At 64.8% G+C, this 26,451-nt stretch carries 25 protein-coding genes and 1 other RNA gene; 22 read left to right on the top strand and 4 right to left on the bottom strand.

Going from position 1 to position 26,451, the window contains the following annotated elements; genetic code table 11:
- Positions 1-30 precede the first annotated feature (30 nt).
- Positions 31-399, bottom strand: a transfer-messenger RNA (tmRNA) gene (ssrA, locus tag NLM27_RS02225).
- A gap of 85 nt (positions 400-484) precedes the next feature.
- Between ssrA and NLM27_RS02230 the strand changes: the two genes are divergently transcribed.
- The 12 genes from NLM27_RS02230 (at position 485) to NLM27_RS02285 (ending at position 11,206) form a co-directional block, all read left to right on the top strand.
- Complete coding sequence (locus tag NLM27_RS02230) at positions 485-1,081, top strand: chromate transporter (protein WP_254141783.1); 597 nt, start codon at positions 485-487, stop codon at positions 1,079-1,081.
- Entirely contained in the window at positions 1,078-1,608 is a 531-nt protein-coding gene (locus NLM27_RS02235; RefSeq protein WP_254141784.1) for a chromate transporter, read from the top strand. Before NLM27_RS02230 ends, NLM27_RS02235 begins: the two co-directional genes overlap by 4 nt.
- Positions 1,609-1,705: 97 nt before the next feature.
- A complete protein-coding gene (locus NLM27_RS02240; protein WP_254141785.1) occupies positions 1,706-2,467 on the top strand; it encodes a tripartite tricarboxylate transporter TctB family protein in 762 nt (253 codons plus the stop codon).
- A 7-nt stretch (positions 2,468-2,474) separates the two neighbouring features.
- Positions 2,475-3,989: a tripartite tricarboxylate transporter permease gene (locus NLM27_RS02245; RefSeq protein WP_254141786.1), complete on the top strand. Its 1,515-nt coding sequence runs from the start codon at positions 2,475-2,477 to the stop codon at positions 3,987-3,989.
- Between the two features lie 136 nt (positions 3,990-4,125).
- On the top strand, positions 4,126-5,106 hold the full coding sequence (locus NLM27_RS02250) for a tripartite tricarboxylate transporter substrate binding protein BugD (protein WP_254141787.1): 981 nt from the start codon (positions 4,126-4,128) through the stop codon (positions 5,104-5,106).
- 189 nt (positions 5,107-5,295) lie between these two features.
- The gene (locus NLM27_RS02255; RefSeq protein WP_254141788.1) at positions 5,296-6,090 is read left to right on the top strand and encodes a thymidylate synthase; all 795 of its coding nucleotides are present in this window, start codon (positions 5,296-5,298) and stop codon (positions 6,088-6,090) included.
- A gap of 6 nt (positions 6,091-6,096) precedes the next feature.
- Positions 6,097-6,582 carry a GNAT family N-acetyltransferase gene (locus tag NLM27_RS02260; RefSeq protein WP_254141789.1) on the top strand — a complete coding sequence of 162 codons (486 nt, stop codon included), beginning with the start codon at positions 6,097-6,099 and terminating at the stop codon, positions 6,580-6,582.
- Positions 6,582-7,094, top strand: a complete 513-nt coding sequence (locus NLM27_RS02265) for a dihydrofolate reductase (RefSeq protein WP_254148734.1) — start codon at positions 6,582-6,584, stop codon at positions 7,092-7,094. Before NLM27_RS02260 ends, NLM27_RS02265 begins: the two co-directional genes overlap by 1 nt.
- 152 nt (positions 7,095-7,246) lie before the next feature.
- Positions 7,247-8,389: an FtsH protease activity modulator HflK gene (gene hflK, locus NLM27_RS02270; protein WP_254141790.1), complete on the top strand. Its 1,143-nt coding sequence runs from the start codon at positions 7,247-7,249 to the stop codon at positions 8,387-8,389.
- Complete coding sequence (hflC, locus tag NLM27_RS02275) at positions 8,386-9,282, top strand: protease modulator HflC (protein WP_254141791.1); 897 nt, start codon at positions 8,386-8,388, stop codon at positions 9,280-9,282. Before hflK ends, hflC begins: the two co-directional genes overlap by 4 nt.
- Positions 9,283-9,351: 69 nt before the next feature.
- Positions 9,352-9,558 (top strand): DUF2065 domain-containing protein, encoded by a 207-nt coding sequence (locus NLM27_RS02280; RefSeq protein WP_027560516.1) that lies wholly within the window; start codon positions 9,352-9,354, stop codon positions 9,556-9,558.
- A gap of 142 nt (positions 9,559-9,700) precedes the next feature.
- Entirely contained in the window at positions 9,701-11,206 is a 1,506-nt protein-coding gene (locus tag NLM27_RS02285; protein WP_254141792.1) for a Do family serine endopeptidase, read from the top strand.
- Between the two features lie 95 nt (positions 11,207-11,301).
- On the opposite strand, the gene serB is transcribed toward NLM27_RS02285, so the two are convergent.
- Entirely contained in the window at positions 11,302-12,207 is a 906-nt protein-coding gene (gene serB, locus NLM27_RS02290) for a phosphoserine phosphatase SerB (RefSeq protein WP_254141793.1), read from the bottom strand.
- A gap of 11 nt (positions 12,208-12,218) precedes the next feature.
- Between serB and miaA the strand changes: the two genes are divergently transcribed.
- From miaA to NLM27_RS02340, 10 genes are all read left to right on the top strand, one after another.
- Entirely contained in the window at positions 12,219-13,175 is a 957-nt protein-coding gene (gene miaA / locus NLM27_RS02295) for a tRNA (adenosine(37)-N6)-dimethylallyltransferase MiaA (RefSeq protein ID WP_254141794.1), read from the top strand.
- Positions 13,176-13,498: 323 nt separating this feature from the next.
- Positions 13,499-15,274, top strand: coding sequence for an acetolactate synthase 3 large subunit (locus NLM27_RS02300; protein ID WP_254141795.1), 1,776 nt, complete (start codon positions 13,499-13,501; stop codon positions 15,272-15,274).
- 201 nt (positions 15,275-15,475) lie between these two features.
- Complete coding sequence (locus NLM27_RS02305) at positions 15,476-16,447, top strand: threonine dehydratase (RefSeq protein ID WP_254141796.1); 972 nt, start codon at positions 15,476-15,478, stop codon at positions 16,445-16,447.
- 22 nt (positions 16,448-16,469) lie between these two features.
- Positions 16,470-17,012, top strand: a complete 543-nt coding sequence (gene ilvN, locus NLM27_RS02310; RefSeq protein WP_063705011.1) for an acetolactate synthase small subunit — start codon at positions 16,470-16,472, stop codon at positions 17,010-17,012.
- 3 nt (positions 17,013-17,015) lie between these two features.
- Positions 17,016-17,711, top strand: a complete 696-nt coding sequence (locus tag NLM27_RS02315; protein ID WP_254141797.1) for a class I SAM-dependent methyltransferase — start codon at positions 17,016-17,018, stop codon at positions 17,709-17,711.
- A gap of 171 nt (positions 17,712-17,882) precedes the next feature.
- The gene (locus NLM27_RS02320) at positions 17,883-18,758 is read left to right on the top strand and encodes an EamA family transporter (protein ID WP_254141798.1); all 876 of its coding nucleotides are present in this window, start codon (positions 17,883-17,885) and stop codon (positions 18,756-18,758) included.
- 7 nt (positions 18,759-18,765) lie between these two features.
- Positions 18,766-19,368, top strand: coding sequence for a LysE family translocator (locus tag NLM27_RS02325; RefSeq protein WP_254141799.1), 603 nt, complete (start codon positions 18,766-18,768; stop codon positions 19,366-19,368).
- Between the two features lie 133 nt (positions 19,369-19,501).
- Positions 19,502-20,521 carry a ketol-acid reductoisomerase gene (ilvC, locus tag NLM27_RS02330; protein WP_060735242.1) on the top strand — a complete coding sequence of 340 codons (1,020 nt, stop codon included), beginning with the start codon at positions 19,502-19,504 and terminating at the stop codon, positions 20,519-20,521.
- 487 nt (positions 20,522-21,008) lie between these two features.
- Positions 21,009-21,857, top strand: a complete 849-nt coding sequence (locus NLM27_RS02335; protein WP_254141800.1) for an SDR family oxidoreductase — start codon at positions 21,009-21,011, stop codon at positions 21,855-21,857.
- 324 nt (positions 21,858-22,181) lie between these two features.
- Positions 22,182-23,894 (top strand): sulfatase-like hydrolase/transferase, encoded by a 1,713-nt coding sequence (locus tag NLM27_RS02340; protein ID WP_254141801.1) that lies wholly within the window; start codon positions 22,182-22,184, stop codon positions 23,892-23,894.
- Positions 23,895-24,073: 179 nt separating this feature from the next.
- Here the strand turns inward: NLM27_RS02340 and NLM27_RS02345 are convergent, their stop codons facing one another.
- Positions 24,074-25,633, bottom strand: a complete 1,560-nt coding sequence (locus NLM27_RS02345; protein WP_254141802.1) for a glycine betaine ABC transporter substrate-binding protein — start codon at positions 25,631-25,633, stop codon at positions 24,074-24,076.
- A complete protein-coding gene (locus NLM27_RS02350; RefSeq protein ID WP_254141803.1) occupies positions 25,630-26,412 on the bottom strand; it encodes an ABC transporter ATP-binding protein in 783 nt (260 codons plus the stop codon). Before NLM27_RS02350 ends, NLM27_RS02345 begins: the two co-directional genes overlap by 4 nt.
- Positions 26,413-26,451 lie beyond the last annotated feature (39 nt).

The raw sequence follows: 26,451 nt of genomic DNA on the forward strand, positions 1-26,451 counted from the left end.
GTCCCCGCCGGGGAAGAAATCAAAGAGCAAAGTGGAGGCTTCTGTTGCCAGGTGCCTCCGAACCCCGCCTAGCGGAGCTTAACCCGCTAGGACTTTAAAGTGGTCTTTCAAACTGCGTTACGCAGCCTGAGCAACCGGAGCAAAGTTGTCGTTGGCAACTATTGCAGTAGCCCGATAACGGCGGAACAATACCGGGAAAAAGTACGCCCTTTACGCCCTCGTCGATCCTATTTCGCCCCCGCCAAAACCCGCTGTCCGGGTAGTCCCACGGAGTGGGCTTTGGTGGAGGCGCCGGGTACCGCCCCCGGGTCCGAATGGTTTATTGCGACGACCGTTTATTTCCATAGCCGGCGAACCGGCACCCCCAATATAGGAGGCAAAGGTTTCGAAAAACAGAGGTTTCGAGCAAGACGGGTACGGTTTCCCCTTGGATAGGTTCCGGAGCGTCTTGGCCGCGGCACGACCCTCGTTCTAAGCTCCTGACATGTCCACGGATTCAGCACCGGCCGTCCAAGAGCCGGATCTTGCCACCACACCGCCAGGCCTTGTCGCGCTCTTCCTGGCGTTCGCCCGGATGTCGCTGGCGGGTTTTGGCGGCGTCCTGGTGTTTGCCCGACGTGCGATCGTCGAGCAGCACCGCTGGATGACCGCGGACGAGTTCAACGAGACCTTTGCGCTCTGCCATTTCCTGCCCGGTCCCAACATCGTCAATCTGTCGATGGTGTTCGGCGCGCGGCTGCGCGGGATCGCGGGCGGAATTGCCGCCTTTGCCGGGCTGCTGCTCCCGCCGACGCTGATCATGACCGTGCTCGCGATCATCTACGCTCATTTTGGCGAATTGGAGCTGCTGCGCCGCAGCCTCGCCGGCATCTCCTGCGCGGCGGTGGGGCTGTTGATCGCGGTGGTCTTCCGCATGATGACCCCGCTGTTCAAGCGGATGGACGCCGTCGCGCTGATCCTGATGCTCGGCGTGTTCGCCGCCATCGGCGTGCTCCGTCTGCCGCTCCAGGCGGTGCTGCTGGTCGCGATTCCCGTCAGTGTCGGGGTCACTTATTTCCTGCGGCGGAAAGTAGCAGCATGAACGCCGAAAACCCGATCTGGGCGCTGATCTCCACCTTTGGCCTGATGTCGCTGTTCGCGGTCGGGGGCGCTGCGGCCGCGGTGCCGGAGATGCACCGCATCGCGGTCGAGGTGCATCATTGGATGACCGACAAGCAGTTCACCGATGCCTATGCGATTGCGCAGCTCTCGCCAGGTCCGAACGTGCTTATCGTGACACTGATCGGGTATGCCGTCGCCGGAATCCCCGGCGCGCTGGCGGCGACGCTGGCGATGTGCCTGCCGACGGCGCTGCTTGCCTATTGTGTCAGCCGGCTCCTGAACCGGCCCAGCCAATCGCGCTGGCCCGGCCTGATCCAGGCTGCACTGGTTCCCCTGTCGATCGGATTGATGGCGGCGAGCGCCCTGATCCTGGCCCAGTCGACCGATCGCACGATTGCTGCACTGCTTCTGACCGCCACGGTTGCGGTGATCGCATCCATCTCGCGCATCAATCCACTCTGGCTCCTGCTCGCTGGGGGGGTGTTGGGTTTTGCTGGCATTGTGTGATGAAAATCGCTAGGCAGTGATCCGGGGCGGGGGGATCCAGTTCCAGCCGATTTAGAACAACAGTGCTCGTGACTTACGGGTCGCGGAGGAGACATGCATGGCCGACACGATGGGCCACTCAGCGACCGCCACCCGAAACACCCGGTTGGCGCTCGGCTTTTGTCTGTTGGCAATTGCGCCGCAGATTTTCGAATTGATCTGGTCGATCGGGACGATCTTCGGCTGGGGGGCCGGCCGAGGCCCGGCGACGGTCGTCACCAGCCACGTGACGGCGCTGCTCGTGGGGGCGCCCAGCACCATCTTCGGATCGTTCGGCGGCGGCGCCAAGAAGGCGTCGTCCGAGGTGCTGTTGGCGCTGATCTATTCCTATCCGTTGTTTGCCGTGGCGATCCTCACCGTATTCATGACGATCCGGTCGGCGCAGGACTATGTCGGCGGTGTGGTGTTGATGGCGGTTGCCCTGTTCGCGCTGTGGGCAGGGAGCGACTTGCAGGGCATGCGGGGCTTCTCCTTCGGCGCGGGCACCGCGCCGCGCATGTTCGGCGGATTGCTGGTGGCCTTATCCGCGGGTATCGCCCTGACGGGCCTCGTGCACGAGGGCGCGCCGCTGTCCCATTACTCCTGGCGGGGACCGCTGTTCGTCGTGGCGGCAATTCTCTTCTTCGCCCTGTCGATCCGGTCGCTCGGCCTTGTCGTCACGGCTTTCGCGAGTTTCATGATCGCGGCGGCAGGCTCGCATGAGACGCGGTGGCTGGAAGCCGCCATCGTCGGCGCCTGTCTGACGTTCGGCTGCGCAATCCTGTTTCCCTACGTGCTCGGACTGCCGATGCCGATGTTTCCGCGTTTCCTGATCCAGTGAGGGCGTGATGGATATCTTTGCCAACCTCGCTCACGGCTTTGCCGTCGCGTTCTCTCCGATCAACCTGCTGATGTGCCTGATCGGCGCCCTGGTCGGAACGCTGGTCGGCGTGCTCCCGGGCATCGGCACCATCGCGACGGTCGCGATGCTGCTGCCGATCACCTTCGGACTGCCGCCGGTCGGCGCGCTGATCATGCTCGCGGGCATTTATTATGGTGCCCAATATGGCGGCTCAACCACGTCGATCCTGGTCAACATACCAGGCGAGGCGACATCGGTCGTCACCGCCATCGACGGCCATCAGATGGCGAGGCAGGGCCGCGCCGGCCCGGCGCTGGCGATCGCCGCGATCGGCTCGTTCTTCGCCGGCTGCGTCGCGACGGTCTTGATTGCCGTCCTCGGCGCGCCGCTGACGAAACTCGCGCTGGCGTTCGGCCCGGCCGAATATTTCTCGCTGATGGTGCTCGGCCTGATCTTCGCGGTGGTGCTGGCCAAGGGCTCGGTGCTCAAGGCCATCGCGATGATCGTGTTCGGCCTGTTGCTCTCCATGGTCGGCTCGGACATCGAGACCGGCGCCTCGCGCATGGCCTTCAACATTCCCGAACTCGCCGACGGTCTCGGCTTTGCGACGGTGGCGATGGGCGTGTTCGGCTTTGCCGAGATCATCCGCAATCTCGACGCCGGCGCCGAGATGAGCCGCGACCTCGTGCAGCAGAAGATCACCGGCCTGATGCCGACCAGGAAGGACCTGATCGACTCGACGCCCGCGATCCTGCGCGGCACCGTGCTCGGCTCGATCCTCGGCATCCTGCCCGGCGGCGGTGCGACGATCGCATCATTCGGGGCCTATACGCTCGAGAAGAAGCTCGCCAAGAACCCCTCGCGGTTCGGTCGCGGCGCGATCGAGGGCGTGGCGGGGCCGGAGAGCGCCAACAACGCGGCGGCCCAGACCTCCTTCATCCCGCTGCTCACCCTCGGTATCCCGCCGAACGCGGTGATGGCGCTGATGGTGGGCGCGATGACCATCCACGGCATCGTGCCGGGTCCGCAAGTGATGCAGAAGCAGCCGGATCTCGTCTGGGGCATGATCGCGTCGATGTGGATCGGCAATCTGATGCTGATCATCATCAACCTGCCGCTGGTCGGAATCTGGGTGCGCCTGCTGCGCGTGCCTTACAGGCTGATGTTCCCCTCGATCGTGATCTTCTGCGCGATCGGCATCTATTCGGTGAACAACGCGCCGGTCGACGTCATCCTCGCAGGCGTGTTCGGCCTCGTCGGCTACTGGCTGATCAAGCACGATTTCGAGCCGGCGCCGCTGCTGCTCGGCATGGTGCTGGGACCGCTGATGGAAGAGAACCTGCGCCGTGCGCTGCTGATCTCGCGCGGCGATTGGAGCGTCTTCCTGACGCGTCCGTTGTCGGCGGTGCTGCTTGCGATCGCGGCGGGCCTCCTTGTCCTTACGGTGCTACCGGTGCTGCGCTCCAAGCGCGACGAGGTGTTCACCGAGTCCGAGAACTGAGCTCGCCCTGCGTCGGCGCCGCGCCCCTGCGTCGGCGCGCCGCATTCAGAAGTCGAATCGACTTGTGTTACGGCTTCATGAAATGAAAATGCCGGCCTTTGGGCCGGCATTTTTGTGTGTGTCCAAGGAGATCGACATGACCTTCATTCGCGCGCTCACGGGCGCATGTGCCGCAGCGTTGGCAACGCTGTGCACCTTCATCGTGCCGGTCGAGGCGCAAACCTACCCGACGCGCAGCATCACCATGATCGTGCCGTTCGCGGCCGGCGGACCGACTGACGTGATCTCGCGCATCGTCACCGGGCACATGGCGCAGACGCTTGGGCAGAGCATCATCATCGAGAACGTGGTTGGCGCCGGCGGCACCACCGCCACGACGCGCGCCGCGCGCGCGACCAATGACGGCTATACGCTCATCACCGGGCATATGGGCACGCATGCCGCCTCCGTGCCGCTCTATCCGAAACTCGCCTATCATCCCGAGAAGGACTTCGAGCCGATCGCGCTGCTCGCGGGCACGCCGATCCTGATCCTGGCGCGCAAGGATTTCCCGCCGAAGGACCTCAAGGAGTTCGTCACCTATGTGAAGGCGAACGCCGAGAAGGTGAACGCCGCGCATGCCGGCGTCGGCTCGGTCTCGCACGTCTCATGCGAGCTCCTGCATTCGATCCTGGACATCAAGCCGGTTGGCGTGCCCTTCAACGGCACGGGCCCGGCGATGAACGCGCTGGTGGCGGGCCAGGTCGATTACATGTGCGACCAGATCGTCAACGCCGTGCCGCAGATCAATGCCGGCACCATCAAGGCCTATGCGATCGCGACGGCCGAGCGCAATCCGTCGCTGCCGAACGTGCCGACGACGGCGGAAGCCGGCCTGCCGGCATTCCAGGCCCAAGCCTGGAACGCGATGTTCGCGCCGAAGGGAACTTCGCCGGCGATTGTGGCGAGCCTGAACGCCGCGGCCGTCAAGGCCCTCGACGACGAGACCGTGAAGAAGCGCCTGCTCGAGCTCGGTAGTGTCATTCCGGCCCCGAAGGACCGCACGCCGGAGGCGCTGGCGGCCCTCGTCAAGAGCGAGATCGCGAAGTGGAGCCCGGTGCTCAAGCCGGCAACTTAGCCAGCAGGATCAATCCGATAGGCAAGGGGGCGGGACGCCGAGTTCCGCCCCTTGTCGTTTGTGCCGGGACCACTCATTTTTCCGGGTATAATCGGCGCGAACAGCGAATCGCCGCTGTCGTCGCGCGGAGGGCGCCGTTAAATTCGCCGCCTCCCCAAAAGGCTGCCGTCTTCCTAAGGTTTTTGGCACATGCACCAGTATCAGGACCTGCTCGAGCGGATTCTTTCAGACGGCGCGGAGAAGACCGACCGGACCGGCACCGGCACGCTGTCGGTGTTCGGCCATCAGATGCGCTTCAACCTGTCGGCCGGATTTCCGATGCTGACCACGAAGCGGCTGCCGCTGAAGGCGATCGTGCATGAGCTGCTCTGGTTCCTGAAGGGCGACACCAACATCAAATATCTCAAGGACAACGGCGTCACCATCTGGGACGAGTGGGCCGATGCCAATGGCGATCTCGGTCCGGTCTATGGCCATCAATGGCGCTCCTGGCCGACGGCCGACGGCCGCAGCATCGACCAGGTCGCCAATGTCGTCGACATGATCAAGCGCACCCCGGATTCGCGCCGGTTGATCGTCACAGCCTGGAATCCGGCCGACGTCGAGAAGATGGCGCTGCCGCCCTGCCACTTGCTGTTCCAGTTCTATGTCGCGAACGGCAAGCTGTCGTGCCAGCTCTATCAGCGTTCGGCCGACGTCTTCCTCGGCGTGCCCTTCAACATCGCCTCCTATGCGCTGCTCACGATGATGGTTGCGCAGGTCACGGGCCTGAAGCCCGGCGACTTCGTGCACTCGCTCGGCGACACACATCTCTATTCCAACCATCTCGAGCAGGCCCGGCTCCAGCTCACCCGCGCGCCGCGCGCGCTGCCGGTGATGCGGATCAATCCCGAGGTGAAGGACATCTTCTCCTTCCGCTACGAGGATTTTGAGCTCGTCGGCTACGATCCGCATCCGCACATCAAGGCGGAAGTGGCGGTCTAGCGCCCTATGTCGCTCAACATCCGCCGCGTGCGCCCGGGCGAAGCTGGGCTCGTTCTGGCTTTCATCCGCGAGCTTGCCGAATACGAAAAGCTCTCGCACGAGGTCGAGGCGACCGAGGCGATGATTGCGGACGCGCTGTTCGGCAGCAACCCGCGGCTTTATTGCGCGATTGCCGAGTGGGACGGCGAGGCGGTCGGCTTCGCGGTGTGGTTTGCGAATTTCTCCACCTTCAGCGGTCGCCACGGCATCTATCTCGAAGACCTCTATGTGCGGCCGTCGCATCGGGGCAGGGGCCTCGGCAAGGCGCTGCTGGTCTATCTTGCCAAGGAATGCGTCGACAATGGCTGGTCGCGCCTGCAATGGGCGGTGCTCGACTGGAACGCGCCGTCGATCGCGTTCTACAAATCGCTCGGTGCCGCCATGATGGACGACTGGACGCTGTGTCGCGTCACCGGGCCGGCGCTGACACGGCTTGCCGGGAGCGGTTCTTGATGGAGATCGTCTTCGTCGTCGCGATCGCCGAGAACGGGATCATCGGTGCGGGCAACGCGATCCCGTGGCGCTTGAAATCCGACATGGCGCGCTTCAAGGCGCTTACGATCGGCAAGCCCGTGATCATGGGCCGCAAGACCTTCGAATCCCTGCCCCGCCGTCCGCTGCCGGGCCGCACCAATATCGTCATCACGCGCGCCGCGGATTATCGCGCCGCGGGCGCCATCGTCACGACAGCGGCGGCGGATGCGGACGCGGTTGCGCGCGGCGATGCCCTGCGGCGTTCGGTCACTGAGGTCGCGGTGATCGGCGGCGCCGAGATCTTTCGGCAATGGCTCGATCGCGCCGATCGCCTCGAAATCACCGAAGTGCATGCGCGGCCCGACGGCGACACGCATTTCGACATCGACAAGTCGGAGTGGGATGAGGTGGCGCGCATCCGTCATCCTGCGGGCCCCGACGACAGCGCCGACTTCTCCTATGTGACATATCGTCGGCGGGCGGGCCATTAACCGCATTCGTCAATGTTTACATTGACATTTTCGTGCCCGAGCATAGCTCGAAAGACGGCCAGGGCTGCGTTGTAAGGGACCTGCCTGTCCCCTATAAAGCCGGACCGGACAAGCGGGCGGGGGCAATTCGACCCTGCCGAGGAGAGCATCGAATGCCGTGGAAGAATCAGGGCGGTGGCCCATGGGGCTCGGGTCCAAAGGGACCATGGGGCTCAGGCCCGCAACCGGTCGGGCCGAGGCCTCCGGATCTGGAAGACCTTCTGCGGCGCGGCCAGGACCGCCTCCAGCAGATCATGCCGGGCGGCTATTTCTCCGGCATCGGCATCACGCTGATCATCCTGCTCATCATCGCGTTCTGGCTGCTGTCGGGCTTCTTCCGCGTGCAGTCGGAAGAGCGGGGCGTCGTGCTGCGCTTCGGCAAGCATGTCCGCACCGTGGATCCGGGCCTCAATTATCATCTGCCCTATCCGATCGAGACCGTGCTGCTGCCGAAGGCGCTGCGCGTCAACACCACCTCGATCGGCATGACGCTGATCGACGATCCGGCGCGGCGCGGCCGCTCCATACGGGACGTGCCGGAAGAGAGCCTGATGCTGACCGGTGACGAGAACATCGTCGACGTCGACTTCACCGTGCTCTGGCGCATCAAGCCGGACGCCGGCGGCGTCGGCGCTTTTCTCTTCAACATTCAGAACCCCGAAGGCACCGTGAAGGCGGTTGCCGAAAGCGCGATGCGCGAGGTGATCGGCCGCTCGCAGATCCAGCCGATCCTGACCGGCGCCCGTAACACGATCGAGCAGAGCGTGCAGGAGCTGATCCAGAGGACGCTGGACAGCTATGGCGCGGGCATCCTCATCACCCAGGTCCAGATGCAGAAGGTCGATCCGCCGGCGCAGGTGATCGACGCCTTCCGCGACGTGCAGGCGGCTCGCGCCAATCAGGAGCAGTTGCAGAACGAAGCACAGACCTACGCCAATCAGGTCGTGCCGCAGGCGCGCGGTCGTGCGGCGCAGATCCAGCAGGCCGCCGAAGGCTACAAGGAGCAGGCCGTCGCCGAGGCCAGGGGCCAGAGCGCGCGCTTCTTGAAGGTTTACGAGGAATACAAGAAGGCACCCGACGTGACGCGTGAACGGATCTATCTCGAGACGATGGAGCGCGTGCTCGGCGGCGCCGACAAGCTCGTCTATGACGGCGGCCCCGCAGGCCAGGGCGTCGTGCCCTATCTGCCGCTGCCCGAACTGGCGCCGAAGCGGCAGCCTACGACCGGTCCGCAGTCGAGCGGAGGCAACCGATGAGGTCTCCGGTTACAGGTTTCGTCGCGCTGCTCGGGCTGCTCCTGGTCCTGATCGTGGGCTACATGTCGCTGTTCACGGTGCAGCAGACCGAGCAGACCATCGTGCTGCGCTTCGGTGAACCCGTCGATGTCGTCACCGATCCCGGCCTGCACTTCAAGGCGCCGTGGAATTCGGTGATCAACATCGACAAACGCATCCTCGACCTCGAGAACCCGTCGCAGGAAGCGATCGCCTCCGATCAGAAGCGCCTGGTGGTCGACGCGTTCGCGCGCTACCGCATCAAGAACGCACTGCGTTTCTATCAGAGCGTCGGCACGATCCAGGCCGCCAACCTCCAGCTCACCACGCTCCTGAACGCGGCGTTGCGCCGCGTGCTCGGCGAGGTGACCTTCATCAACGTGGTGCGCGACGACCGCGAGAAGCTGATGCTGCGCATACGCGATCAGCTCGATCGCGAGGCCGACGGTTATGGCATCGAGGTCGTCGATGTCCGGATCCGCCGCGCCGATCTGCCGGAGCAGAACAGCCAGGCGGTCTACCTGCGGATGAAGACGGAGCGCGAGCGCGAGGCCGCCGAGTTCCGCGCGCAGGGCGGCCAGAAGGCTCAGGAGATCAAATCCAGGGCCGACCGCGAGGCGACCGTGATCGTCGCGGAAGCCAATTCGCAGGCCGACCAGACCCGCGGCGCGGGCGATGCCGAGCGCAACCGCCTGTTCGCCGAAGCCTACAGCAAGGATGCCGACTTCTTCGCCTTCTACCGGTCGATGACGGCCTATGAGAACGGGCTGCGCTCCAGCGACACCCGCTTCCTCCTGCGGCCGGAGTCGGATTTCTTCCGGTTTTTCGGTAACCCGGCGGGCAAGACGGCGGCCGAGACGGCAGCCAAGCCGTAGGCTAGACAAGGGCGGCAGTTCTGCCGCCCTTCGTCCACACAAGAACAGCACACGGGAGGTTCCAATCCGATGAGGTCCATTGCGTTCGCCGACTTCCTCATCGGCCTAGGCATCCTGTTCGTGCTGGAAGGCTTGATGTTCGCGGCAAGTCCGAACTGGATGCGCAAGGCCATGAAAAGTGCCATCGCCACGCCGGACAACATCCTGCGGGCTGTCGGGATCGGTTCGGCCGTGGCCGGCCTGATCCTGATCTGGGTGATGCGCCGCCCGGTTTAGGCGCGACGCCAACGCCAAAGTGAAGGCGAACGACCGGTTTTCGCCGTATTATCGGGTTTTGAGGCCCATTAACCTCTGCGCTTGCGCCGTCCCCCAGTTCGAGCGCAGTCTGGCGCCGAATCCCTATTCTCTGGAGATCACAATGACCGCTGCCACCCTTGCCCCGTCCCGCTTGCGCCATTGTGTGCGAATTGGGCTGGCCGCGCTCGCCATCGGTGCTTTCGGCGCGTTCGCCACGCCGGCTCATGCGCGTGGACCGGACGGCATCGCCGACGTCGCCGAGAAGGTGATCGACGCGGTCGTCAACATCTCGACGTCGCAGACCGTCGAGGCCAAGGGCGGCGGCAGCAACACCATGCCGCAACTGCCGCCCGGCTCGCCCTTCGAGGAGTTCTTCGACGACTTCTTCAAGAACCGCAGAGGGCCCGGCGGCGGCAGCAAGGGCGGCGAGAACAACCCGCCGCGCAAGACCAACTCGCTCGGAAGCGGCTTCATCATCGACACGTCGGGCGTGGTCGTCACCAACAACCACGTCATTGCCGACGCCGACGAGATTCACGTCATCCTCAACGACGGCACCAAGATCAAGGCCGAGCTGGTCGGCGTCGACAAGAAGACCGACCTTGCCGTGCTGAAGATCAAGCCGCCGAAGCCGCTGGTCGCGGTGAAGTTCGGCGACTCCGACAAGCTGCGCCTCGGCGACTGGGTGGTCGCGATCGGCAACCCCTTCAGCCTCGGTGGCACGGTGACGGCCGGCATCGTCTCGGCCAAGAACCGCGACATCTCCTCGGGGCCGTATGACAGCTACATCCAGACCGACGCCTCCATCAATCGCGGCAATTCCGGCGGTCCGCTGTTCAACCTCGACGGCGACGTCATTGGCGTCAACACGCTGATCATCTCGCCCTCCGGCGGCTCCATCGGCATCGGCTTCGCCGTGCCGTCGAAGACGGTGGTGGGCGTCGTCGACCAGCTCCGGCAGTTCGGCGAGCTGCGCCGCGGCTGGCTAGGGGTGCGGATCCAGAGCGTCACCGACGAGATCGCCGAGAGCCTCAACATCAAGCCGGCGCGTGGCGCGCTGGTCGCGGGCGTCGACGACAAGGGCCCGGCGAAGCCTGCCGGCATCGAGCCCGGCGACGTCGTCGTCAAGTTCGACGGCAAGGACGTCAAGGACCCGAAGGACCTGTCCCGCGTCGTCGCCGACACGGCGGTCGGCAAGGAGGTCGACGTCATCATCATCCGCAAGGGCCAGGAGCAGACCAAGAAGGTCACGCTCGGCCGCCTGCAGGATCCCGAAAAGGTGCAGGCCGCGGTCAAGACCGACGAGCCCGCACCCGAGAAGCTGGTGACGCAGAAGGCGCTTGGCCTCGATCTGGCAGCGCTGAGCAAGGATTTGCGCACGCGCTACAAGATCAAGGAAAGCGTGAAGGGCGTGGTCGTCACCAGCGTCGACGCCAATTCCGACGCCGCCGAGAAGCGTCTTTCCGCCGGCGACGTCATCGTCGAGGTGGCGCAGGAGGCGGTGTCGAGCGGTGCCGACATCCAGAAGCGGGTCGATCAGCTCAAGAAGGACGGCAAGAAGTCGGTGCTGCTGCTCGTCTCCAACGCCGACGGCGAGCTGCGCTTCGTGGCGCTGAGCGTGCAGTAACGTCATCCGTCATTCCGGGGCGATGCGAAGCGTCGACCCCGGAATCTCGAGGTTCCGGGTCTGGTGCTTCGCACCATCCCGGAACGACGAGTGTGTCAAGCCTCCACGAACTCGTCCCGCCGATACCCCTGCGCATACAGCAAGGCGGTGAGGTCGCCGTGATCGATCCGCGCCGCCGCGGCCGCGGCCACCGCGGGCTTCGCGTGATAGGCCACGCCAAGTCCCGCCGCCTGGATCATCGCGAGGTCATTGGCGCCGTCGCCGACCACGACCGAGTCGAGGTCGTCGAGATCGAACGATTCCATCAGATCCACCAGCGTCGCGAGCTTCGCGGCACGGCCGAGGATCGGCTCCTTCACCTCGCCGGTGAACTTGCCGTCGCGCACAACGAGCTCGTTGGCGCGGTTTTCCTGGAAGCCGATCCTGGCGGCGACCGCGCTCGTGAACAGCGTGAAACCGCCCGAGACGAGGCAGGTATAAGCGCCGTGGGCGCGCATGGTCGCGACCAGTTCGCGGCCGCCGGGGCTCAGCGTGATGCGCTTGGCCAGCACCTCGTCGACTGCGCTGGCGGGCAGGTCCTTCAGCAGCGCCACGCGCTCGCGCAGCGCCGGCTCGAACTCGATCTCGCCGCGCATCGCGCGTTCAGTGATGCCCGCCACATGCGCCTTCACCCCGACGAAGTCGGCGAGCTCATCGATGCATTCCTGGCCGATCATGGTGGAATCCATGTCGGCGAGAAAAAGCTTCTTGCGCCGGAAGCCGGCTGGCTGCACGACGATGTCGATGGGCAGGTCGCCGCGAAGCTCGCGGAGCCGCTGCTCGATGGCGTGGCGGTCGCCTCCGAGGTTACTGTCGGCGCCGAAGGGAATGTCGACCGCAACCCCGTCGAACAGCCAGTGCGCGGGAGCTGCCTGAGGCAGCACGGCGCGGGCGCCGTCGACGATGGTAGAGTCGAGCGCAGGATTATCGGGATTGCAGATCAGCGTGGCGACGAGGGACATTTGAGGTTTTCGTGAGCGAGGGACAAGTCGGCAGAAGGCATGTTGGCAAGGCCGTGCTTATCGCAGGCCCGACCGCCAGCGGCAAGTCGGCGCTGGCGCTGGAGCTCGCGCTCGCCACCGGCGGCGTCGTCATCAATGCCGATTCCATGCAGGTCTATCGCGACCTGCGCATCATCACGGCACGGCCGACAGTGGCGGATGAGGCGCTCGTGCCGCATCGTCTCTATGGCCATGTCGACGCGGCCGTGAATTTTTCGGCCGGTGCCTGGGTGGGCGATGCGGCGAGGGCGCTCGAGGACGCGACAACCGAAGGCCGCCTGCCGATCTTCATCGGCGGCACCGGGCTCTATTTCAAGGCGCTGACGGCGGGCCTCTCCGTGGTGCCACCAATCCCGGCCGCGGTGCGCGAGGACGTGCGTGCGCGGCTGGAGCGAAACGGCGTCGAGGCGCTGCACGCGGAACTTGCGCGCCGCGATCCGCGCGCGGCCGAGCGATTGAACCTGCGCGACCGCACCCGCATCGCGCGCGCGCTTGAGGTGGTCGAAGCGACCAACCGTTCACTGCTCGACTGGCACCAGGAGGGCCAGCCGCCCTTGCTGCCGAAGAACAGTTATCACGCGGTGTTTCTCGCCCCCGAGCGCGACGAGCTTTATGCCCGCATCGATGCCCGCTTCGACGCCATGCTGGGTGCCGGTGCGCTGAAGGAGGTCGAGCGGCTGGCCGCTAGACACCTCGATCCCCTGCTGCCGGCGATGAAGGCTCATGGCGTGCCGACGCTGATGCGGCGTCTGCGCGGTGAGCTCAGCCTCGAGGAAGCTGCCACGATCGGCAAGGCCGATACCCGCCATTACGCCAAGCGGCAGTTCACCTGGTTCCGGCACCAATTGCCCAAGTTCCAATGGGTGAGGCCGGAGGAGGCGAGGGGGTGGCTGGCGGCGATTGTGCGAGCGACTGAGGATCCTGCCTAACGTGCTTTTGTATCCAGTTCCCAAATTTACCTCTCGCCGAACCCCGGGAACACCGCTACACTGCCAAAATCGCGCGGGAACGGCCGCATTGCCTTGACATCCGGGCTTTGGTCGCTATGTTTCGCGCAACCTTTGGGAAGCCGGGCCCCTGCCATGCGTAACATTATTACCAAACTCCTTATCGCCGTCGTACCCAGGCACACCGCCGGGGATGGCTAGCTGCCATCCACAAGACAGGCGGTGTGTGTGGGCCCTCTTCGGGGCCTTTTTTATTTCCCGAACCCGAACGAAGCCGCTGACAACAGCGCATCCGGAGCAAGCCAATGAGCGACAAGAGCCACGATCCGAACCAGATGACCGGCGCCGCGATGATCGTCCGCGCGCTCATCGATCATGGCGTGACCGACATTTTCGGCTATCCCGGCGGCGCCGTGCTTCCGATCTATGACGAGATCTTCCAGCAGAGCGAAGTCCAGCACATCCTGGTCCGCCACGAGCAGGGCGCGGGCCATGCCGCCGAGGGCTATGCGCGCTCGACCGGCAAGCCGGGCGTCGCGCTGGTGACCTCCGGCCCTGGCGCCACCAACATGGTGACGCCGCTCACCGATGCGCTGATGGATTCCATCCCGCTGGTCTGCATCTCGGGCCAGGTGCCGACGCATCTGATCGGCAACGATGCGTTCCAGGAATGCGACACCGTCGGCATCACGCGCCCCTGCACCAAGCACAATTGGCTGGTGCGCGACGTCAACGACCTCGCAAAAGTGCTGCATGAGGCGTTCTACGTCGCGACCTCCGGCCGTCCGGGCCCGGTGCTGGTCGACGTCCCCAAGGACGTGCAGTTCGCCACCGGCACCTATCATCCGCCGCGCAAGTCCGACGTGCACCGCTCCTATGCGCCGCGCTTGAAGGGCGATGCGACGCAGATCCGCAAGGCTGTGTCGCTGCTCGCCAATGCCAAGCGCCCCGTGATCTATAGCGGCGGCGGCGTCATCAATTCCGGCCCCGAGGCGACCAAGCTCTTGCGCGAGCTGGTCGAGGTCACGGGTTTTCCGATCACCTCCACGCTGATGGGGCTCGGTGCGTACCCGGCGTCGGGCAAGAACTGGCTCGGCATGCTCGGCATGCACGGCACCTACGAAGCCAACATGTCCATGCATGATTGCGACGTCATGCTGTGCGTCGGCGCGCGCTTCGACGACCGCATCACCGGCCGGGTCGATGCGTTCTCGCCGGGCTCGAAGAAGATTCACATCGACATCGACCCGTCCTCGATCAACAAGAACATCCGGGTCGATGTCCCGATCATCGGTGATTGCGGCAACATCCTCGGCGACATCCTCCAGGTGTTCAAGGCGGAGGCGAAGAGGCCCGACATCAAGACGTGGTGGCAGCAGATCGCGCAGTGGCGCGCCCGCAACTCGCTCTACTACAAGAAGAGCAACGACGTCATCCTGCCGCAGCACGCGATCCAGAGCCTGTTCGAGCTGACGCGCGGCAAGGATACCTACATCACGACCGAGGTCGGCCAGCACCAGATGTGGGCGGCGCAGTTCTACGGCTTCGAGGAGCCGCATCGCTGGATGACGTCGGGCGGTCTCGGCACCATGGGCTACGGCCTGCCGGCGGCCATCGGCGTGCAGGTGGCCCATCCCGACAGCCTCGTCATCGACATCGCGGGCGATGCCTCGGTGCAGATGACGATGCAGGAGATGTCGACGGCAGTGCAGTACGAGCTGCCGATCAAGATCTTCATCCTGAACAACCAGTACATGGGCATGGTGCGGCAGTGGCAGCAGCTGCTGCACGGCAACCGCCTGTCGCATTCCTACTCGGAGGCGCTGCCGGATTTCGTCAAGCTCGCGGAAGCCTATGGCGGCGTCGGGCTCCAGGTGCACAAGCCCGGCGATCTCGAAGGCGCCATCAAGGAGATGATCGCGGTCAAGCGCCCGGTGCTGTTCGACTGCCGCGTTGCTGCGCTGGAAAATTGCTTCCCGATGATCCCCTCCGGCAAGGCGCACAACGAGATGCTGTTGCCGGAGCAGGCCAACGACGAGGCAACCGCGAAGGCATTCGCCGGCGGCAAGGCGCTGGTGTGAGCTGGTGATGACGCAGCAACGACGAGCGACTTCTCTTCGCCTCTCCCCGCTTGCGGGGAGAGGCCGGATTGCGCGCGAGCGCAATCCGGGTGAGGGGGAGGCTCGGCGAGTCGCACTGCCACCGTCCCCGTGGAGACTCCCCCTCACCCCAACCCTCTCCCCGCAAGCGGGGCGAGGGAGCAGACCGTATGCGGGGCTACCATGTTCGACCTGACGGAGCTCGAGCGCGCACATGCGATCGTGGGGCAGGCGGTGCCGGCGACGCCGGCACGCGGCTGGCCCTTGCTCAGCGAGCGCCTCGGCACCGAGGTCGTGGTCAAGCACGAGAACCACACGCCGATCGGCGCCTTCAAGGTGCGTGGCGGGCTGGTCTATCTGGATCGGCTGAAGCGCGAGCGGCCGGACATTCCCGGCATCATCTCGGCGACGCGCGGCAATCACGGCCAGAGCCTGGCCTTTGCCGCGGGCCGCCATGGTGTGCCGGCGGTGATCTACGTGCCGCGCGGCAACTCGGTCGAGAAGAACCGCGCGATGAAGGCGTTCGGCGCCGAGCTGGTCGAGCATGGCGAGGACTTCCAGGCCGCACGTGAAGAGGCCGAGCGTCGCGCGCAGTTCGCCGGTCTCCACATGGTGCCGTCGTTCCACGCGGACCTCGTCCTGGGTGTTGCGACCTACGCGCTCGAGCTGTTCCGCGCGGCGCCCGATCTCGACATCCTCTATGTGCCGATCGGGCAGGGCTCCGGCATCTGCGGCTGCATCATAGCGCGCGACTTGCTGGGCCTGAAGACCGAGATCGTCGGCGTGCAGTCGACAGAGGCGCCGTCCTACGCCCTGTCGTTTGCGGCCGGCAAGGTCGTGACCACGGAGACCAGTAAAACGCACGCCGACGGCATGGCGACGCGTATCCCTGACGAGGATGCGTTGGCGCTGATCCGCAAGGGCGCCTCACGCATCGTGCAGATCACCGATGACGAAGTGGCCGCCGCGATCCGCGCTTACTGGACCGACACGCATAATCTCGCCGAAGGTGCCGGCGCAGCTGCGCTTGCTGCGGCGTTGCAAGAGAAAAGCAAGCTGAAGGGCAAGCGCGTCGGTCTCGTGCTGTCCGGCGGCAATATCGATTTCGATCTGTTCCGCCGTTGGGTGGGGACGGACGCGCCAGCGATGGCGTGACGGAAGACAAGAGGGGACGACAATGAACCAGCCCGCATCCGCCTATTTCATCGAGGACCGCCACGATCCCAACGAAACGCACACGCTTGCGGTGCTGGTGCAGAACGAGCCGGGCGTACTCGCACGCGTCATCGGCCTGTTCTCAGGCCGCGGCTACAACATCGAGAGCCTCACGGTCTCGGAGACCGAGAGCCAGAAGCACCTGTCGCGCATCACCATCGTCACCACGGGCACGCCGATGGTGATCGAGCAGATCAAGCACCAGCTCGACCGCATGATCCCGGTCTACCGCGTCGTCGACATGACCCTGACCAAGCGCTCGATCGAGCGGGAGCTCGCCATGGTGAAGGTGCGCGGGCAGGGCGAGCATCGGGTCGAGGCGCTCAGGCTGGCGGATGCGTTCCGCGCCCGTGTGATCGACGCCACCACCGAGAGCTTTGTGTTCGAGATCACAGGCAATACGGACAAGATCAATCAATTTATCGACCTGATGCGCCCGCTCGGCCTCGTCGAGGTTTCGCGCACCGGCGTTGCCGCGATCGGCCGCGGGCCTGAAGGGATGTGAACCATGCTGGCGCGCGACTGGTACTATAACGAGCGGAACCGGATGGGGATCGAGCCCGCAGTGGCGTCGATCTACGACAGCCATGACGATGCCGATCTGAGGGCGCGCGCCGCGCTGAAAATGCTCGGGGTCCAGCGCGGCTGGCGCATCGCCGACATCGGCTGCGGCAACGGCGTCCTAGCGACCGAAGGCTCCCTGATGGGCGCCGAGGTCGATGCCATCGACATCTCGCCGGCGATGCTGGCGCTCGCCGAGATCTATGCGCGTGACCGCAAGGCGCCGGTCCGCACCCAATCGGCCGGCCTGCTCAGCTTCTCCTACCAGCCGGAGTCCTACGATTTGATCGTCAGCGAGTTCACGCTGCATCACCTGCCGGACTTCTGGAAGGCGGTTGCGATGTCGCGGATCTATCGCGCGCTGAAGCCGGGCGCGAGCTTCTACCTGCGCGACATCGTCTACGCATTGATGCCAGACGCCATCGAGCGCGACGTCGAGCAATGGGCCGATTTTCAGATCAAGAACCACGACTTTTCGCGCGACGGCGTCGTCACGCACATGCGCGACGAATATTCCACCTTCGGCTGGGTGATGGAGCGGATGCTGACCGACGTCGGCTTCACGCTGGTCTCGGCCGATTACCACGCCCCCATGCACGGCACTTATCTGCTGCGGAAACCGAAAGCCGGCGAGCAAGGCTAAAGTCGTGAGAGAAAACTGCAACTACGACGTTGCTGTAATCCCTCCCCCGCTTGCGGGGGAGGGTTGGGGAGAGGGTGTCTCCACAATCGAGAACCCCCTAGAGGAGAAAACCCTCACCCGCGCCTTCGGCGCGACCTCTCCCGCAAGCGGGAGAGGTTGGGGAGTTTGGGAATGAAGCCGGCCGACATCCTCATCGCCATCCTAGTGGCGATCATCTGGGGGCTTGCCTTCGTGGCGAGCCGGATCGCGCTCGACGAGTTCTCGCCGGAATTGATGACGGCGATGCGCTTCACCATTGCCGCGGTGCCGTGCCTTTTCATTCCCAAGCCGAAGGTCGCCTGGTCGCTGCTGATCGCCATCAGCTTCACGTTGTTCCTCGGACAGTTCCTGAGCCAGGCCTACGGCATCGCCCATGGCGTGCCCGTGGGGCTGACCAGCGTCGTCGTGCAGAGTCAGGCACTGTTCACGATCGGCTTTGCCGCGATCGCATTCGGCGAGCGGCCAACACCGGCGCAGACGCTGGGCATTGTCATCGCGGCGGTCGGCCTTCTCATGATCTGCGGCACCGTCGGCTATGATTTCAGTGTCGGCGCCTTCGCGGTGCTGATGATCGCGCCGATCTGCTTTGCCGTCGGCAATCTCCTGCTGCGGGGCGCGCGGGGGGCGCCGATGTTCGACCTGTTCGCCTGGCTATGTCTCACTGCCGCGGTGCCTCTGTTCGTGCTGGCACTGGTCGTCGACGGGCCGGCGCCGACCTTTCACTCGCTGATCCACATGTCGCTGACCGGCCTGATCTGCCTCCTGGCGATCGGCGCCATCTCCACCAGCATCGCCTACTGGCTCTGGGGCCGGCTGCTCCGTGACTATCCGGCTGCGCAGGTGGTGCCGTTCGCGCTGTTGGTGCCGTTCGTGGGATCGGCCGCCTCCAGCGTCGTGTTCGGCGAGCGGTTTGGACCTTTGCGCCTCGCCGGCATGCTCACGGTGATCGGCGGTATCGCGGTGATGGTGCTCGTGAAGCGTCCTCAAACGCTACCGAAAGCCGCGTGAGGTGAGCATGTCCCAATCGCTGTTCTATGCCTTCCTCGCCTTCATGGCCGTGATGTATTTCACGCCCGGGCCGAACAACATCATGCTGCTGTCCTCGGGGTTGACCTACGGATTTCGCCGCACCATCCCGCACATCGCGGGCATCGTCATCGGCTTTGCCTTCATGGTCGCCGCCGTCGGCCTCGGTCTCGGCGCCGTGTTCCTGGCCTATCCGATCCTCCAGACCATCCTGAAATATGGCGGTGCGATCTACCTGATCTATCTTGCCGCTGCGATCGCCATGTCAGGCCCGACCAAGCCCGGTGAGGGGAGCGCCCGCGGCCCGATGACCTTCTGGGGCGCGGCGATGTTCCAGTGGATCAACGCCAAGGGCTGGGTGATCGTGATCGGCACCATCACCGCCTATGCGGCGATCGCCCAATTCCCTCTCAATATCGCGATCCAGACCCTGATCAGCCTGATCATCGGCACCGTCTCGACCGTGGTCTGGGCCCTGTTCGGCACTGCGCTGCGCCCGGTCCTGACCTCCGAGCGGCTGGTCCGCGCCTTCAACATCCTGATGGCGGTCCTGCTACTCGCTTCCCTCTACCCCGTCTTCATGGATGCATGATGCCGCAGATTTCCATGCAGAAACGGGTTTCCCAGGGGCCCTAAAATGCTCTAGACAGCCCCCGAAATCCGTCATTTCGCCTTCGAAAGACCTGACCATCGGCCGATTCCGGCCCCCGAACGAGGAAACGACTATGCGTGTTTATTACGATCGCGACGCCGACCTGAACCTGATCAAGGGCAAGAAGGTGGCCATCGTCGGCTATGGCAGCCAGGGCCATGCCCATGCGCTCAACCTGAAGGACTCCGGCGTCAAGGAGGTGGCGATTGCGCTGCGCAAGGACTCTGGCTCGGTGAAGAAGGCGGAAGCCGCCGGCTTCAAGGTGATGGAAGTCGCCGAAGCCGCCAAATGGGCCGACCTCGTCATGATGCTGACCCCGGACGAACTCCAGGGCGACATCTACCGCGAGCACCTGCACGACAACATGAAGAAGGGCGCCGCCCTCGTGTTCGCGCACGGCCTCAACGTCCACTTCAACCTGCTCGACCCGCGCGCCGACCTCGACGTGCTCATGATCGCGCCGAAGGGCCCCGGCCACACCGTGCGCTCGGAATATCAGCGCGGCGGCGGCGTGCCCTGCCTGATCGCGATCGCCAAGGACGTCTCGGGCAACGCCCATGACCTCGGCCTGTCCTACGCTTCGGCTGTCGGCGGTGGCCGCGCCGGCATCATCGAAACGACCTTCAAGGAAGAATGCGAGACCGACCTGTTCGGCGAGCAGGTGGTCCTCTGCGGCGGCCTGGTCGAACTGATCAAGGGCGGTTACGAGACCCTGGTCGAGGCCGGCTACGCCCCGGAGATGGCCTATTTCGAGTGCCTGCACGAAGTGAAGCTGATCGTCGACCTGATCTATGAAGGCGGCATCGCCAACATGAACTACTCGATCTCCAACACCGCCGAGTATGGCGAGTACGTCACCGGCCCGCGCATCATCACCGACGAGACCAAGAAGGAGATGCGCAAGGTTCTCGCCGACATCCAGGGCGGCAAGTTCGCCCGCGACTGGATGCTCGAGAACAAGGTCAACCAGACCTCGTTCAAGGCCACCCGCGCCAAGCTCGCCGCACATCCGATCGAGGAAGTCGGCGCGAAGCTGCGCGACATGATGCCCTGGATCAAGAAGGGCGCGCTGGTCGACAAGTCGAAGAACTAAGTCATCGTTCTCGGGACGTGGCGCAGCGCGCTACGCCCGAGATGTGACGGCGGATCACACAAGCTTCGCTCGTCACACCAAATCTTAAACCTTCGCGACTATATCGAGCGAGATCGCAACCAGCGATCTCGCTCCTTATCTCGCGCGAAGCATTGCTGCTTCATTCAAATTCTTCGCGAGCTGATGTGCCCTCTGAGCGCGAAGAACTGACGCCTAAACCACATTCTTGACCTTGCGTCGTTTCTAGGATTTTTCGCTAGTTTCTGAACACCAAAACATCAGCGTCTTCAGAGTCTAGAAATCCACTCTTCATCCGCGCTCTCATCCTGCGACCCCTATGCTGCGCGGCGTTCACGTTTCGCGTGATTCTAAGAACCGACATCTGCTGGGCCCTCTTGCCGCGGATTGCGCAGCCTGAGCGCCGCGATCCATTGCACAACGGCGCCTTCCTCTTACATGATCGCGGGAACCTTGAGGGGAGGGGACCATGCGCTCTGTTGTCGTCACCGGCGCGTCCACTGGCATCGGCTGGGCCGCTGCGAAATTTCTGATCGGGCGCGGCCATCGCGTGTTCGGCAGTGTCCGCAAGCAGGCCGACGCTGAGCGGCTCAGGAGCGAGTTCGGCGCCAATTTCACGCCACTGTTGTTCGACGTCACCGACGAGGCCGCCGTGTTGGCCGCGGCGCGCCAAGTCCGCGAGGCGCTGGGCGGCGAGACGCTGGCCGGTCTCGTGAACAATGCCGGGATCGCGGTCGCCGGTCCCGTCCTCGAACTATCGGCCGACGGTTTCCGCCGCCAGATGGACGTCAACGTCATCGGCCCGGTCATCGCGACGCAGGCGTTCGGGCCGCTGCTTGGCGCAGACCCGTCGCTGAAGGGGCCGAAGGGGCGGATCGTGATGATCAGCTCGGTCGCGGGCAAGAACGGCAATCCGCTGTCGGCGCCCTATTGCACCTCCAAGCACGCCATCGAGGGCCTGTCGGAGAGCCTGCGTCGCGAGCTGATGCTGTTCGGCATCGACGTCATCATCGTCGCGCCCGGCGCGGTCAAGACGCCGATCTGGAGCAAGGCCGAAGAGATCGATCTCTCAGTCTACCAGAACTCGCCCTATCTGCCGGCGTTGAACAAGGCCATGGCGTTCATGATGGATCTCGGCGCGAAGGGGCTGCCGGCCGAGCGCATCGCCGAGATCGTGTTCGAGGCGCTGACGGCGGCAAGCCCCAAGGTGCGTTACCAGATCACGCCGGATCCGATGCGTCATCTGATCGGAGCCTTGCTGCCGAAACGGACGCTCGACCGCATCATCGCCAAGCGGCTTGGCCTGCTGCCGCAGTAAGGCGGCCGTTTCAGCCTGCCGCGAGGCCGCCCGCGACGCCTTGATGGGGCGGTGGCCGAGGAGGCGCAGCGGCGCTTCCGCCTGTTCATCGCGGGGATCGCCAAGCCCAGAGCCGGTCGCGCGGCTCGGCCGACGGTGCGACCCATCGTCTCCCGCTAACATTAAGCGAAGGTTGGATCGCACCGCGCGTTGCCTGTCCTTGATGGTTCCGTTACAGTTTTATGACACGGTGCAGGCTTCCGGCTGCCCCGGACGCCCTAGCCGCCGTCAGGCCGGCCAGACGGCTTGGCATCACCGCGCCGGACCAGAAGTTGCGTAGCGTCGATGGCGTCCGCGCCCAATCCAGGTCCCTCTGCCACGACTGCCGTGCTGGCGAGCGTCGCCGCGCTCGGCATCTGGCGGCTGCTCGCGGTCGCAGCGCCACATTTTGCCGCGCTCGCGCTGATGTACGAGACCGAGACCGATTTCGGCTCGCGCCTGTCCTTCGCGCTGGCCTGGGGCATCCTCAATTTCTTCTGGATCACGCTGCTGCGCCGGCCGGCGCTGTCGGGCGCGCTGTCGCTGACCATGGTCGTCGTGCTGGTGCTGCTGTCGCAGCTCAAGCACGACGTCGTGCAGATGACGGTGAACTTCATCGACCTGATGATGATCGACCGCGACACCGTCGCATTCCTGTTCACGATCTTCCCGAACTTGCGCTGGTCGGTGATCCTGGCCGGCCTCGTCACGCTGCCGCTGATGTATGCGCTGTGGTGGCTCGACCCGTTCCGCATCCGCCGTCTGCCGGCGTTCGCCTGCAAGCTCGCCTGTCTCGCCACGCTGGTCTGCTATTCGCTCTATCATCCCGACGAGGCCTGGCGCGGCTATTACGACGACGGCTATCTCTCGAAATTCTTCCGCTCCGGCGTGACCGCGGTCTCCGACTTCGTGCAATACGGTTTCATGGAATCGGCCGCGGCGACCAACGAGCGGCTGAACGTGCCACTGGTCGATGCCTGCCACCCCGCGCGCCGCCGGCCGAACATCATCATGATCCATGATGAATCGAGCTTCGACATCCGCGCCGCGCAGGGCGTCAAGGTGCCGCCGCGTTATGGCGATCACTTCAAGTCGTGGGACGGCAAGCAGCGCGCATTCCTGGCCGAGAGCAATGGCGGGCCGAGCTGGTTCACCGAATACAACGTGCTTGCCGGGCTCTCCTCGCGCTCGTTCGGCCGCTTCTCCTATTTCGTGACGCGCATCGCCTCGAACCGCGTCGAACGCGGCCTGCCGTTGGCGCTGCGCCGTTGCGGCTACGACACTATGTCGCTCTATCCCGCCTATGGCGGCTTCATGGGCGCGCGGAGCTTCCAGATGACGACCGGCATCGAGCGCTTCCTCGACTCGAAGGATCTCGGCGCCAAGGACGTCGAGCCGGACTCCTTCTTCTACGACAAGGCGCTTCAGCTGATGGGCCAGCAGCCGCCCAATAAGCCGCTGTTCACCTTCATCTATCTCGGTGCCAATCATTTCCCCTGGGAGACGCGCTTCCGTCCCGATCTCCTGCCGAACTGGCGCGCGCCGGGCAACGCGCCGTCGATCGACGAATATCTGCGCCGGCAGACGATGAGCGCCGAGCAGTACAAGGCGTTCGTCGCGGGCCTGAAGAAGACTTTTCCGGGTGAGCCCTTCCTGATCGTGCGCTACGGCGATCATCAGCCGGAGTTCGCGCCGCATCTGCTCGAGCCCGGGCTCGACGAAGGCGATCTCGGCAAGAAGCTCGACGCTTACGACCCACGTCTCTACGCGACTTATTATGCGATCGACGCCATCAATTTCGAGCCGGTGAAGAGTGACGCCGTGATGGACACGATCGACGGCCCCTACCTGCCGCTGGTGATCCAGGAGGCCGCCGGCATCCCGCTCGATCCGTCCTTCGCCGAGCAGAAAGAAATCATGCTCCGCTGCAAGGGCATCTTCTACGGCTGCAAGGACGGCGCCGAGGCGCGGCGGTTGAACCGGCTGCTGATCAATGCTGGGATGATCCGCGGGCTGTAGGCTCTTTGCTTCGGCCACAAGCGTTACTCTTTGACCGTCACCCTGAGGTGGCCGCTTCTTCAGCGGCCCTCGAAAGGCGACGGCCCGGCTGCATCGGGGCCGTTCATCCTTCGAGGCTCCGCGCGCACTGCTTCGCAGTGCACGCCTCGCACCTCAGGATGACGGGTTGTGCTGCGGGCCTACTGCCCGCCCACCTTCCCCCACAGCCATTTCGCCACCGCGTCGGGCGACGAGTTCGCATCGTTGCCGCTGGCGCGCAAATTGGCCTCGCGCATGGCGGCGATGTCGATCTTGTCGAGCAGTGGCTTGAGCGCAGCCTGCAATCGCTCGTCGTCGGCGCGCTTGGGCGCGAGCAGCAGGATCGCGTCGTAGGGCGGGATCGCGTGCCTGATATCGTCGAGCGCGACGAGATCGTATTTCGCGATCAGGCCGTCGCTGGTGTAGCCGGCGATGACGTCGACCTCGCCGCTGGCGACCGCCGCATACATGAAGTCCGGCTGCATCTGGCGCTGCGCGCGGAATTGAAGGCCGTAGGCCTTTTGCAGCGCCGCCCATTCCGGCCGGGAGAAAAACTCGTAGTCGCCGGCGATCGACAGGGTTGGCGCATGCGCGGCGAGATCGGCGATGGTGCGGATGCCAAGCGCCTCGGCGCGTTTCTTCGGGATCACCAGCGCATAGGCGTTTTCGAAACCGAGCTCGCCGAGCAGCGTGATCTTGTCCTTGGCGAGCGCAGTCTTGAGCTCGGCGATCAGCTCCTTGCGCGGCTTGATGTCGGTGCGATGCAGCTGGTTGGCCCAGAGCGTGCCGGAATAGTCGACATAGAGATCGATGTCGCCGGCCTTCAACGCCTCGAAGATCACGCTGGAGCCGAGGCCCGATCGTGCGGTGGCGGACAGACCGGCGGCCTGGAGGCGATCCCTGAGCAGGGCCGACAGCACATATTGCTCGGCGAAGGTCTTGGCGCCGACGATATAGCCCTGCGTCGAGCGCCCCATCGTCGGCACCAGCGTTGCCGCGACGAGGGCCGCGATCCCGACGCCGCCGAGCGCTGTGCGCAGACGGCTGCGATGACGCAGTCCGTTCTCGATCAGGCCCAGCAGTTGATCGACGGCGAGCGCGAGCAGGGCCGAAGCGACGCAGCCGAACAGGACGAACACCCAGTTCTGGGTCTGAAGCCCCGCAAAGATGTAATTGCCGAGGCTGGTCTGCCCGATCGGTGTCGACAGCGTCGCCGTGCCGATCACCCACACGGCGGCGGTGCGGATGCCCGCCATCATCACCGGCAGCGCCAGCGGCAGCTCGACCATCACCAGCGACTGCCGTGCGGTCATGCCGACGCCTTTGGCGGCTTCGTGCAACGCCGGATCGATGCCGTTGAGGCCGGTGATGCCGTTGCGCAGCACCGGCAGCATCGAATAGAGCGCCAGCGCCAGCATGGCCGGCAGGAAGCCGAAGGCGGAGAAGGAAAAGCCGAACCAGGCGAGCGCCAGGGAGGCTGCCAGCAGCAGCAGCGGATAGAACAGCGCAAGCAGCGCAAGTCCGGGGACCGTCTGCACGATGCTGGCAAGCGCAAGCAGGATGCTCCGCGGCGCCGGGCGGTTGCGTGTGAGGATGGCCAGCGGAAGACTGGTTACAAGGCCAAGCGCGAGCGCGGCAAGGCTCACCCGCACATGATTGCCGAGATAATCGGGCAAGTGCGACAACGCTTCGCTCCAGCGCGGGTCGGAGAAGAAGCTCATGCCGCACCGCTCGTCGGCAGCAGCGCGTTCAACCGTTCGACCTGACGCCTGGGCGTGCGCAACAGCTCCAGCACATAGGCGTCGCTGCTCTTCGACAGCTCCGCAGGCGTGCCCTGTGCCAGTAGTTTTCCATCGCGCATCACCGCAATACGGTCGGCGAGCAGGATCGCCTCCGTCACGTCATGCGTGATCATCACGGTGGTCAGGCCGAGCTTGCGGTGCAGGTCGCGAAAATCCTCGCCGAGCGCATCGCGGGTGAGGGGATCGAGCGCACCGAACGGCTCGTCCATCAGCACGATGCGCGGCTTGGCCGCGAGCGCCCGCGCCACGCCGACGCGCTGGCGCTGGCCGCCGGAGAGCGCCTCCGGCAGCCGGTCGCGATGCGCGGTCCGGTCGAGCTGCACGAGCTCCAGTAGCTCGTCGACGCGGCTCGCGATGTCCGCTGCCGGCGCGCCCAGCAGCTTTGGCGTGATGCCGATATTGTCGGCAACGCTCAAATGCGGAAACAGTCCGCCGGCCTGGAACACGTAGCCGATGCGCCGCCGCAGCGCGACCGGGTCGATGTCTCGTACGTCCTCACCCTCCACCGTGATCGTGCCGCTCTCCGCCTCGATCAGCCGGTTGGCGAGCCGCAGCAGCGTCGTCTTGCCGGAGCCCGACCCGCCGACGATCGCCACGAGCTCGCCTTCGGCGACGTCGAGCGACAAATCGTCGACGGCCTTGAGCGGACCGAAGCTCTTGGTGACGTGTTGGTAGCTGATCGCCAACTTGGCGGGCATTGAACGGGGCTCTTCCTTACCCTCCCCTGGAGGGGGAGG

The sequence above is a fragment of the Bradyrhizobium sp. CCGB12 genome, assembly GCF_024199845.1.
GTDB lineage: Bacteria > Pseudomonadota > Alphaproteobacteria > Rhizobiales > Xanthobacteraceae > Bradyrhizobium.